The sequence below is a fragment of the Nocardiopsis potens DSM 45234 genome (assembly GCF_000341105.1).
Classification (GTDB): Bacteria; Actinomycetota; Actinomycetes; order Streptosporangiales; family Streptosporangiaceae; genus Nocardiopsis_A; species Nocardiopsis_A potens.
Genome location: NZ_ANBB01000063.1, coordinates 70,538 through 81,644, shown reverse-complemented (window position 1 = coordinate 81,644; position 11,107 = coordinate 70,538). Strand labels below are relative to the sequence as shown.

Sequence of the window (11,107 nt, the reverse complement as noted above, 5' to 3'; positions counted from 1 at the left end):
TCGAGCGGCCCGGAAGGCCGGGATGCAGGGGGCCGGAACCCGGGGAGGGATGGCGCGGGGGCGGGATGTCGTATTTGCCCTGCCGGGAGGCCCCGCCTTGGCCACTCTGGGTAACCGGAGAGGGGGTGGTGGGGGCTTCGGGGCTTACTACTCGCTGGTAGATGTAATCGGGGTGCTCACGCGGTGCGCAGGGCGCTGCCGCTCCCGCCCGTTCCCTGCCGCGAACCAGGCATATAGGGATAAGGCCCCCTGGTTGGCGCGGGCGGGCGGCCCGCTGCCGGCGCCGCTCTGTCCGCTCTCGCCGTCGCCGCCCGCCTTGGCCTTCGCTCCGTGGGGCGCTGCGCCAGACCGACCGGCCGGTCCCTCTCCCCGCCCTCGCCGCCTGCTTGAACCTGCACTCCGCGAGGCGCCGCGCCCGGGCGGAGCGGCTCGTCCGGTCCCGTCCCTGCCTCCGTCGGTAGGGGCGCGGCGGCGCGGCCCGGCGGTCGTTCAGAAGGCGTGCCAGCGCACCGTCGTGTCACTCGCGCGCAGTGATGCGACCCGGCGGCGGAACTCCTCCCGGGCCCGCGGGTTCCCCGGTGCGTGCTGGGCCACCCAGGCGGCGCTCGCGGTCTCCCTGGCCCCGCGCAGCGCCCCGGCCCCCTCCCATTCGGCGTCCGCGTCGCGCCCGTAGGCCTCGGTGAACGCCCGGTACTCCGGCTCGGGCAGGCCGTACCGGTCCCGGGCCAGCGCCATCACCACCAGGTCGTGCTCGCGCAGGTCGTCCGCGAAGGTCTCCAGGTCGACCAGGACCGGGCCGTCCGGGCCGACGTGCACGTTGCGCGGCAGGGCGTCGCCGTGGATCGGGCCGCGCGGCAGCAGCGGGCGCAGGTCCGTGATCCGCTCGGCGTGCTCGTCGCGCCGCCGGAGCAGATAGGCGGCGTCGGCCGGGTCGATGTGCCCGGCGGCCGCCGCCAGCCAGCGGTCGACCCCGGCGAGCAGGTCGCGGCGGGGCAGCCGGAACGGGGGCTCGCCGAGCGCGTGCACCCGGCGCAGCAGCGCCCCGAGGTCGGCGCCGCCGGCCGAGCGGACCGGCTCGGGCAGCCGGGCCCAGAAGGTCACCGGGTGGCCGGAGACCAGCAGCGCCCCGGGGGCGCCGGGGGCGGGCCGCACCGCGGGGACGCCCTCCGCGGCGAGCCAGGCGGCGACCGCCGCCTCCCTCCGCGCCCGCTCCAGCAGTGCGGCGCCGCGCCCGATCCGCACCACGACCGGCTCCGCCGCCAGCGCGAACACCGCGTTCTCCCCGAACGCGACCTCCCGCGCGCCCTCCGGCGGGAGGCCGGCCGACCGGCACGCCTCGGCCAGGACCCGCCGGGCCCGCTCCCGGTCGAAGGGCCGTCCCTCCGGTTCCATGTCCGGTTCCGTATCCGCCCCTGTGTCCGCCCCCATGGCCGTCCTCCCGGTCGGTCCGCTCCCGTTGCCGCGTCCGGGCCTCCGCCGGTCCCGGCCGGGAACACAACCTAGACCGCCGGCCGACCCGGTGGGCGCGCCGTCCCCGCCCCTCCCCGGGGCGCCGGCCGCGGTGCCGCGCACCCCGGCAGGCGCGCGGCGCCGAGGTCATCCCGGGAGAGGCGCGGCGGCGGGTAGGGCCGGCCGGGGGACGAGGCGGACGAAGGGCAGGCAGCGGCCCAGGCGGCGGTACTCCTCGGCCGGGACCGGGGTGCCGGCCGGGCAGCCCGCCGGCGCTCCGGCGGCCCGCGGGTGGCGCGCCGCGTACCGCGCCATCAGCTCGGCGCCCTCGCCGGGCTCGGGGAAGTCGGCCTCCACCCGGAGCAGGCGCAGCCCCACCTGGGCCGCCGCCCGGGGGCGCGCCCGCAGGTTCCGGTACCAGTCGGACCGCTCACCGAACCCGGAGCAGACCAGGTAGGCGCCGGAGACCGGGTCGTGCTCGACCACCTCCACCACCGTCCGCAGCACCCTCCCGGAGCGGCGGGCGATGTGGGCGAGCAGCAGGAAGCGCCCGCCGAGCAGCCAGCCCAGCCGCCACCGGTACAAGTGCACCGGGAGCCGGTGGCGGTGCCTCTCCAGCCCGTTCGGGCGGCATCTCCTGACCTCGTTCATCGCGGCCTCCCCCACGGCATCGCCTCCTCGGGGCGCCCTTCGGGCGCCTTCCCCCGAGGATCTGCGGCTCCCCTGCCGAAGCAAAGCCGGACACGCGTGTTTTCCCAGGTCAAAACGGTTCGCGCGGAACTCCGGGCGACAGGGGGAAGGGGCCGGTGGGAGGGGCGGGCTAGTAGGGGACCGGCTCCGCCGAGTAGGCCGTGGTGAAGTCCGCCCAGGTGACCATGGGGCCGTCGTACTCGGCGCGCTCCTCCTCGGTGACCACGTCGAAGATGCTGGTGAAGCCGCGTTCCAGGTAGCCGGGGCCGCCCTCGGCGGGGATCCGGCCCCATTCCCGGGTGAGGGCGGCGGCGAGGAACAGGCCGCGGCCGTCGGGGCGGGTGAGGTCGGGGGTGAGCACCCGGGCCGCGGTGCGCGACCGGTCCGAGCGCGGGCCCTGGTCGGTCACCTCCAGGTGGACCGGGCCGCCGACCAGGCCGACCAGGCTGGTGAAGACCTCGCCGCCGGGCTCGCCCGAGGCCGTGTGCCGGATCGCGTTGCCGAAGAACTCGCTGACCACCAGCTCCACGGCGTCCGCGATGTCGGGGAAGGGCCGCATCGCGCGCCGCGCCCACAACCGGGCCTCCCGGCACTGGTCGGGTTCGCCGGGAAAGATCCGGTAGGCATCGATCGTGTAGATGCCGCGGAGACCGCTCTCCGCATCCTCTGTCTCGTTCATCAGGCCACCGCCGGTCACGGCCCGCCGCCTCGGTGCAGGGCGGGCGAGGAGCGGGCAGGGAGGTACATGTCGGCCGGGACCGCCTCGCGCCGAAGGGGGTCCGACAGGCCCATGGAGCGGGACGATATCGAACTCCCCGCCCATGGACCACCACTGCCCCCACGACGACGGGAGTCCCTGCCCCACCGGCCTTCCCAAGATCAGCGGAGTATCACCTCCCGGGGTCCGCGCGGCCCCCGGAAGGCGGGTCGGAAGGCGGGGGCGCAGGCCCGCCGGCCTCCTCCGGAGGCGGTGGCGGGGAGCAGCGGAGGACGACGGAGAGCGGCGGCGAACGGCGGGAATTCCGGGACGCCTCCGGGGAGGGCGAGGACGCCTCCGGGGAGGGCGAGGAGGCGTCCGGGGAGGGCCGCGCCCGGGGAGGCCGCCCCGCACCGGGGTGCGACGGCTAGCCGGCCGCCGTCGGCGGCTCCGCGACCGGGCCGCGGTCCAGCAGGGAGGTGACCTTCACCCGGGTGCTGTCGATCCACACGTCGGAGTACTCCACCGCGCGGCCGTCCCGGGTGTAGGTGACCTGCTCCAGATAGAGCACGGGCGCGCCGGGCGGCAGGGCGAGGGCGTCGGCGACCTCGTCCCGGGCGGGTTCGGCGCTGAAGCTGCGGCGGCCCTGGGAGAGGTCCAGCCCGTACCGGCGCTCCATGGTCCCGTAGAGCGACTCCCGGGTGAAGTCGACCTCCTCGATGCCCGGGCACAGGTCCGCGCGCACGCAGTTGACCAGGTAGGCCAGCGGCCCTTCGGCGCCCCGGAAGACCCGGACCAGGCGCAGGCCGGGGGTGTTGGCGGGGACGTCCAGCAGCGCCTGCACGGCCAGCGGGAGCCGCTCCAGCCGGGAGCTGAGCACGTCCGTGGCGACCTCCAGCCCCTGGGCGCGGAAGTCCTCGGAGAGCGAGCGGAGCCGCTGGGCGATCCCCGGTTCGGCCTTGCCCGAGGTGACGAAGGTGCCCCGGCCGCGGCTCTGGACCAGCAGGCCCTCCTCGATGAGGCCAGCGAGCGCCTTGCGCACGGTGCCCCGGTTGACGCCCAGGGCGCGGGCGAGGTCCGGTTCGGCCGGGAGCTTGTAGTGCGCGGGCCAGGCGCCGGTGGCGATGCGCTCCCGGATCGCCCGCGCGATCTGCACGTTGAGCGGTTCGGGGGCGGTGCGGCGGATGGAGGCGGCGAGCGCGGCCAGGCCGCCCGCGCCGCCGTCGGCGGCGGTCCCGCCGGTCCCCGTGCCGTCGACCACGTCGTCCCCCAATGTCCGGGCACCCGCTCCCACCAGGTGCGACAGAACCCTATCCCGGGTATCGGACCGGGCCCGCGCCCTGCTCCGCCCCGGAGGGCGGCCGCGGGCGCGGGCCGGTGCCCGGATCAGTAGCCGCCCCGGTCCGCCCCGCCGTCCCGGCCGGAGGTCACGATGGCCACGCCGGAGCTGGTGCCCAGCAGGGAGGCGCCGGCGTCGAGCAGGGCGCGGGCCTGCTCCAGGGTCTTGATGCCGCCGGAGGCCTTGACCCGCACCCCGTCGCGCACCCGCGCGGCCAGGTAGGCGATGCTCTCCGGGTTGGCGATCTCGACCGAGCCGCTGCTGGCGTTCTTCAGGTAGGCGGCGCCGGCGTCCATCGCCAGCTCCACCGCGCGCTCCCGCTCGGCCTCGGTGAGCAGCGGGAGCTCCAGCATCACCTTGACCGGGACGCCCGCGGCGACCACCCCGGCGATGTCGTCCCGGAACTCCTTCTCCATGCCGCTGCGCAGCCAGCCGACCTGCACGCCCATGTCGATCTGGGCGGCGCCGGCCTCGGCGATGGCGCGGGCCTCGGCGGCCTTGCCCGCGGAGGTCATCACGCCCACGGTGGGGAAGTCCAGCGCGGAGGCGACGGCGATGCCGGTGCCGCGCAGCACCTCGGCGGCGAGGCCGGTCCAGGACGCCGGGATCATCGCGGCGTTGAAGCCGTAGCGGGCGGCCTCCTCGCAGTGCGCGACGAGGTCGTCCCGGGTCATCCCGGCGAAGATGGCGGTGTGCTGGATGTAGGGGGCCAGGGAGGCCGGGTCGGAGTGGTCGGTGGTGGCCACGGTGGTGTCCTCTTCTCGGTTCATCGTTGCGGTGCGCCCCCGGCGAGGAGGGCCTCCAGGTCGGCGGGGCGGCCCAGGCCGGGCAGCACCTCGTGCCGGGTGACGGCGAACGCGCCGGCCGCCGCGGCGTAGCGGACGGACCGCTCCAGGTCCCACCCGGCGCAGACGCCGACCGCGAAGGCGGCGTTGAAGGCGTCGCCGGCGCCGGTGGTGTCGGCGACGCGGGGCGGGCGGACGGCTTCGACGTGCAGCCGACGCGTCCCGTCGTCGGCGTAGGCGCCGTCAGGGCCGCAGGTCAGCACGGTGGTGGCGGCGGGGAAGCGGCGGCGGAGCGCGTCCAGCAGCTCGTCCGGGCCGGCGTCCGGGCCGAGGCCGGTGAGCAGCCGGGCCTCGCCCAGGTTGGGGGTGAGGTAGTCGACCAGGGCGGTGTCGGCCTCCGGCACGTCCCGGGCGGGCGCCGGGTTGAGCAGCGTCGGCGTCCCGTGCTCGCGGGCGGTGGCCAGCGCGGCCGAGACCGCCTCGGCGGGGATCTCGTTGCAGGCCATCACCAGGTCGGCGGCGGCGATCGGGCCGGCGAAGGCGCGCACGTGCTCCGGGGAGAGTTCGGCCAGTGCCCCTTCGGCGATGACGATCCGGTTCTCCCCGCCGTCCTCGACCATGATCACCCCGACCATGGTCGAGGCCCGCCCGGTGAGCACCGCGCCGGCGTCCACGCCCTCGGTCCGCCACAGTTCGCGGGCCTGCTCGCCGTAGAGGTCGGGGCCGACGGCGGTGAGCAGGGAGGTGCGTGCGCCCAGCCGGGCGGCGCCGATCGCCTGGTTGGAGCCCTTGCCGCCGGGGCCGGCCGCGAACACGCCGCCGCCCAGGGTCTCCCCGGGGCCGGGCACCCGCGGGGTGCGCATGGTCAGGCCCGCGCCGTAGCTGCCGACGACCGCGATCCGCATATCCTCACCCGTTCCGAACCAGGGGGTAGACATCTATGTACATTCTTACCCGACGCATGGCTCCCCCGCTACCGGGGAGCGTCCCGCAAGGGGACGAATTGACGCACGTCAGATCCGTAACATAGCGTTCGGCGAGGACGATGGAACCAGGCTCCGCCGAACCGCGGAGCCGGGCGAACAGAGTCGACAATCCATGGACACATCACGGCCGACCGCGCCCGCGGGCGGCCGCGGCGCAGCGCCCCGGAGAGCCCCATGCCCGTTCCCCTGATCATCGATACCGACACCGCGCAGGACGACTGCATCGCCCTGCTGGTCGGCCTGCTCGACCCCGAGGCGGACCTGCGCGCGATCACCATGGTCGCGGGCAACGTCGGCTTCGACCGGCAGGTGCGCAACGCGTTCCTGACCCTGAGCGTCGCCGGCCGGCTCGGCGAGGTCCCGATCCACCTGGGCTGCCGCCGCCCGATGGTGCGGCCGTGGGAGAGCGCGGAGAACGTGCACGGCGACGGCGCGGGCGGGCTGACCATGGACGAGAGCGGGCTGTCCGCGGAGTCCGAGCACGCGGTGGACGCCCTGGTCCGGCTGGCCGCGGAGAACCCGGGCGAGCTCTCCGTGGTCGCCATCGGCCCGCTGACCAACATCGCGATGGCCGTGGTGAAGGACCCGGACTTCGCGAAGAACGTCAAGTCGCTCTACATCATGGGCGGCTCGAACAACGGCCGGGGGAACATCACCGCGGCCGCCGAGTTCAACTTCTACGTCGACCCCGAGGCCGCGAAGACCGTCTTCGCCGCGGGCTTCGAGATCACCGTGGTGCCGTGGGACCCGCTCACCCTGCGCCAGGCCGTCTTCGGGCAGAGCCGGCTGGACGAGATCGAGGCGCTGGGCACCCCGCTCTCCGACTTCTTCACCCGGGTCTGCGCCGCCACCCTGGAGTTCGACCGCGCCGTCGGCATCGACGGCACCACCCACCCGGACTCGCTGACCGCCGCGCTCCTGCTCCACCGCGAGCTGATCACCAGCAGCGACCGGTACAACGTCGACGTGGAGACGGCCGGCGAACTCACCCGCGGCTACTCCGCGATGTCCTGGGGCGTGCACGGCCTGGAGCCCAACGCCGTGGTCGTCGAGCGGATCGACGCCGAGGGCTTCTTCTCCTACATCAAGAAGCTGCTCTCCACCCCGACCACCCCGTCCCGGGAACTGCTCCCCCCGGCCTGACGCCGGGCACGGCTGCGCCCGCCCCGCACCGCGCGGGACGGGCGCATTCGCATGTCCGTCTCCGGTTCTCCGCCACGGCTCCCGGTCAGGGCGCGACCGGGAGGGCGCGCTTGTGGGCGGTGGCGCGGTAGCGGGCGATCAGGGCCCGCTCGACGTGCTCGGGGACCGGGGCGCCCTCCAGGAAGTCGTCGATCTCCCGGTAGGTGAGGCCGAGGGCGTCCTCGTCGGCCTTCTGCGGGGCGAGCGACTCCAGGTCGGCGGTGGGGGTCTTGTCGACCAGCGAGGCCGGGGCGCCGAGTTCGGCGGCGACGGCGCGGACCCGGCGCTTGGTGAGGCCGGTCAGCGGGACCAGGTCGGCGGCGCCGTCGCCGAACTTGGTGAAGAAGCCGGTGACCGCCTCGGCGGCGTGGTCGGTGCCGACGACCAGCCCGCCGACCGCGCCGGCCACCGCGTACTGGGCGGCCATCCGCTCCCGCGCCTTGGCGTTGCCCAGCACGAAGTCCCGGGAGGCCTCGCTCGCGTAGTGCAGCCCGGCGACGTCGAGCATGTCGGCCAGGCCGTCGGTGGCCGGCTTGACGTCCACCGTCAGCACCCGGTCCGGTGCGATGAACTCCAGCGCGCGCTGCGCGTCCTCTTCGTCCTTCTGCACCCCGTAGGGCAGCCGCATCGCGATGAACTCGGCCCGCCCGCCGCCGGCCCGGACCCGCTCCGCGGCCAGCTGGCACAGCCGCCCGGCGGTGGAGGAGTCCACCCCGCCGCTGATCCCCAGCACCAGCGCCCGGCACCCGGTGGCGGTGAGCCGCTCCGCCAGGAAGGCGGTGCGCCGCTCGATCTCCTCCCGGGCGTCGAACCCCTCGGCCACTTCGAGGTCCCGGATGATCCCGCGCCGCTCCCCGCTCAACTCGCCCACCGCCGTGTTCCTCCCTGCCGGTACGACCTGCTGCTCCGACTGGGGATTATCCCGCCCCGCCTCCCCCGCCCCGGCACCCGGGGCTCGGGAAGGGCCCCGGTTTCAGGGAATCCGCTGCGACGCTGGGTAGGCTCCGGTCAGATTCCGCCTCAGCAGATCCGGACCGAGCGAGAGCGAGGCGGCCGACGATGTCGATCCCCTTGAAGGAACCGACGATGTCGATCCCGCTGAAGGAGCCGACGATGTCCGCTGATCCGCTGCCCGACTGGTTCTTCCCGCCCCCGGAGGGGTGGACGGCGGACGATCTGGACCGGCTCCCGCCCTCCGCTCCTTCGCACATCGAGCTGATCGACGGAGCACTCATCGTGACGGCGCCCCAGCGCTCCTTCCACGCCAGGACCCTCCTGCGCCTGGGAGCCGCACTCGACCTGCAGGCCCCCGAAGGGGTAGGGGTCGAACCCGAGATGACCGTGAGGCTCGGGGAGCGCCAGCGCCCCGAGCCCGACCTCGTGGTGTTCCGGGACACCGATGGCGGGAACGGCGACCGGACCTACCACCTGCCGGAGGACGTGCTCCTGGTGGTGGAGGTCGTCTCCCCGAATCGGAGGAGCGCGACCGCAAGACCAAGCCGGTCAAGTACGCCGAGGCGGGGATCCCGCACTTCTGGCTGGTCGAGGAGGAGGAAGGCGCCGCCGCCGTGCACGTCTACGAACTGGACCGGGTCAACGGCGTCTATACCCGGACGGCCGTGGCCCGGGGGCGCCTGGAGCTGAGCGTCCCCTTCCCGGTCACCGTGGACCTCTCCCGCCTCAACCGCTGACCCGCCCCTCCGCAGGCCGCGGGATGTTCCACGTGAAACGGCGGGCGGTGCGGGGCGCCCGCGGTCACGGCACCCGCTCGTAGAGGTCCTGGCCGTCGAGGACGAGGCCCTCGTGGTCGACGGAGAAGCGGTGGCTCTGCTCGGCGGTGAGGTACTCGTAGCGGGCGCGGCCGTCGGCGGCGGGCTCCAGCCGGGTGTAGCGCTGGAGCGCCCGGGTGACCTGCAGTTCCGGGACGGAGATCCGGACCGCGGCGATGTCGCGGTGCTCGCCGCGGCGCAGGCCCAGGCGGCGGATGGGCAGGGTGCGGGTGAGCGGGGTGGCGGCGATGTCCACGTCGGTGCAGCCGTCCAGGAGCGGGCGGCGCTCGCCGTCCACCGTCCACAGGCCGGCCCGGCAGGTGACGTCCAGCGTGCGCACCCCCGACGAGCTCAGCACCTCCACGTGCACCGACCGGGTCGCCCAGGCGAGGTCGGTGCGGACGGTGAAGCGGCAGCTGTAGACTGCGCCGCCGTCGGCGGCGGTCTCGCCGCCCTCCATCCGGTGGCCGCTCCGCTCCGGGACCAGCGCCCCGACGGCCGTCCCCCGGGCATCGTCGACGCGGGTCCACGCCACGGGTAGATCGCACATGGCTCTGTTTCTACCGGGAGCCCCCGTTACGCACCAGAACGGGGGGATCACGATGCGGCGGGGGCCGCGCACCGGGCGCGACCCCCGCCGCGGGGTCATCGGGAAGGCCGGGTCACACGCCCGCGCCCTGGCTCTCCCGGCGGTACTCCGCGTCGACCCGGTCGAAGTCCTCGTCCATGTGCTCGGCGACCTTGCCCAGCCCGTTGAAGGCGTAGATCGCCGCGAAGCTCACGATCACCGCGGGGACCATCGCGTACAGCCCGGTGCCCAGCACGTTCTTGTCCAGCACGTCCCAGATCACCGAGGTGAGGCCGCCGCCGAGCATCCCGGCCAGCGCGCCGGTCCAGGTCATCCGCTTCCAGTACAGGGAGAGCAGGATGACCGGGCCGAACCCGGCGCCGAACCCGGCCCAGGCGTAGCCCACCAGGTCCATGACGGTGCTGTTGCCGGAGAGCGCGATGCCCGAGGCGGCGAGGGCGACCAGGATGACCGCGATCCGGCTGACCCAGACCAGGGTGAGCGCCGAGGCGTCCCGCTTGACGAACGCCCGGTAGCCGTCCTCGGTCAGCGCCGAGGCGGCGACCAGCAGCTGGGAGTCGGCGGTGCTCATCACCGCGGCCAGGATCGCGGCCAGCAGCAGGCCGGCGACCCACGGGTTGAGCAGCGCCTGGATGAGGGCGGGGAACACGTTCTCCGCGTTGGGCAGCTCCTCCTCGAAGCCGAAGTAGCGGAGGCCGACGAAGCCCATCACCACGGCCAGCAGCATCGCCGAGACCGCCCAGGAGACGCTGACCCCGGCGGCCTTGCGCACGTCGCGCACCGAGCGGATGCCCATGAACCGGGCGAGGATGTGCGGCTGGCCCAGGTAGCCGAAGCCCCACGCCAGGCCGGAGACCACCACGACCGGGGCGAGCACGCCGCCCAGCGAGAACTCGCCCGCGCCGGTGAAGCCGCCGAGCACGGAGAGCTCGCCCCCGCTGCCGACCGAGGGGTCGGAGACCACGGTGACGATCGCGACCACCGGCACGATGAGCAGGGCCAGCCACATCATCACGGCCTGGATCACGTCGGTGTAGCTGACCGCGAGGAACCCGCCGAGGAAGGTGTAGAGCACGATGATCGCCATGCCGGCGAGCACCGCGATCGAGCCCGACATGTTGAAGACGTCCTCGAACAGCCCGCCCATGGCGACCAGGCCGGAGGCCACGTAGAAGAGGTAGAAGGCCAGGATGAGCACGGCCGAGACGCCGCGCAGCAGGCCGGTCCGGTCGGCGAACCGGTTCTCCAGGTAGGAGGAGAGGGTGAGCGAGTTGGCCTCGTCGCCGGAGCGGGCGTCCCGGGCGCGCTCGGTGTAGACCCGCAGCCGGCCGGCGATCACGATCCAGCTGCCGGCGAAGCCGAGGGCGAGGCCGACCGCGATCCAGGCCTCCCCGAGGCCGGAGAGGTAGATCGCACCGGGCAGGCCCAGCAGCAGCCAGCCGCTGAAGTCGCTGGCGTTGGCGCTCAGCCCGGCCACCCAGCTGTTCAGCCGGCGGCCGCCGAGCACGAAGTCGGACAGGGAGGTGGTGCGCTTGTAGACGTAGAGGCCGATGCCGACCATCACTACGAAGTACACACCGAAGGTGACGCTCGACGCCAGCAGCGATTCGCTCACGGTGCT

Annotated in this window: 11 protein-coding genes; 2 read left to right on the top strand and 9 right to left on the bottom strand. The window is 74.5% G+C overall.

The genetic code is table 11. The features are described 5' to 3' along the window. Positions 1-489: 489 nt before the first annotated feature. From D459_RS0125130 to D459_RS0125105, 6 genes are all read right to left on the bottom strand, one after another. Positions 490-1,392, bottom strand: a complete 903-nt coding sequence (locus D459_RS0125130) for a phosphotransferase enzyme family protein (RefSeq protein ID WP_017595768.1) — start codon at positions 1,390-1,392, stop codon at positions 490-492. A 204-nt stretch (positions 1,393-1,596) separates the two neighbouring features. Continuing rightward, a complete protein-coding gene (locus D459_RS0125125) occupies positions 1,597-2,100 on the bottom strand; it encodes a nitroreductase family deazaflavin-dependent oxidoreductase (RefSeq protein WP_040711032.1) in 504 nt (167 codons plus the stop codon). A gap of 169 nt (positions 2,101-2,269) precedes the next feature. Then, positions 2,270-2,818 carry an ATP-binding protein gene (locus D459_RS32720; protein ID WP_081620702.1) on the bottom strand — a complete coding sequence of 183 codons (549 nt, stop codon included), beginning with the start codon at positions 2,816-2,818 and terminating at the stop codon, positions 2,270-2,272. A gap of 445 nt (positions 2,819-3,263) precedes the next feature. Next, positions 3,264-4,130 (bottom strand): GntR family transcriptional regulator, encoded by an 867-nt coding sequence (locus tag D459_RS0125115; RefSeq protein WP_241485122.1) that lies wholly within the window; start codon positions 4,128-4,130, stop codon positions 3,264-3,266. 92 nt (positions 4,131-4,222) lie between these two features. After that, a complete protein-coding gene (deoC, locus tag D459_RS0125110) occupies positions 4,223-4,945 on the bottom strand; it encodes a deoxyribose-phosphate aldolase (protein ID WP_017595764.1) in 723 nt (240 codons plus the stop codon). After that, entirely contained in the window at positions 4,942-5,865 is a 924-nt protein-coding gene (locus D459_RS0125105; protein ID WP_017595763.1) for a ribokinase, read from the bottom strand. The genes deoC and D459_RS0125105 overlap by 4 nt, the downstream gene beginning before the upstream one ends. A 255-nt stretch (positions 5,866-6,120) precedes the next feature. On the opposite strand from D459_RS0125105, the gene D459_RS0125100 reads away from it, so the two are divergent. Further along, entirely contained in the window at positions 6,121-7,089 is a 969-nt protein-coding gene (locus tag D459_RS0125100; protein ID WP_017595762.1) for a nucleoside hydrolase, read from the top strand. An 85-nt stretch (positions 7,090-7,174) separates the two neighbouring features. Here D459_RS0125100 and nadE read toward each other — a convergent pair whose 3' ends face one another. Next, positions 7,175-7,999, bottom strand: a complete 825-nt coding sequence (nadE, locus tag D459_RS0125095) for an ammonia-dependent NAD(+) synthetase (protein WP_017595761.1) — start codon at positions 7,997-7,999, stop codon at positions 7,175-7,177. A gap of 215 nt (positions 8,000-8,214) precedes the next feature. Between nadE and D459_RS32715 the strand changes: the two genes are divergently transcribed. Continuing rightward, a complete protein-coding gene (locus D459_RS32715; RefSeq protein ID WP_338044458.1) occupies positions 8,215-8,772 on the top strand; it encodes a Uma2 family endonuclease in 558 nt (185 codons plus the stop codon). 111 nt (positions 8,773-8,883) lie between these two features. Here D459_RS32715 and D459_RS0125085 read toward each other — a convergent pair whose 3' ends face one another. Both D459_RS0125085 and putP read right to left on the bottom strand, forming a co-directional pair. Next, the gene (locus D459_RS0125085; RefSeq protein WP_026120745.1) at positions 8,884-9,447 is read right to left on the bottom strand and encodes a putative glycolipid-binding domain-containing protein; all 564 of its coding nucleotides are present in this window, start codon (positions 9,445-9,447) and stop codon (positions 8,884-8,886) included. Positions 9,448-9,559: 112 nt separating this feature from the next. Beyond that, positions 9,560-11,101, bottom strand: coding sequence for a sodium/proline symporter PutP (gene putP, locus D459_RS0125080; RefSeq protein ID WP_017595759.1), 1,542 nt, complete (start codon positions 11,099-11,101; stop codon positions 9,560-9,562). Positions 11,102-11,107 lie beyond the last annotated feature (6 nt).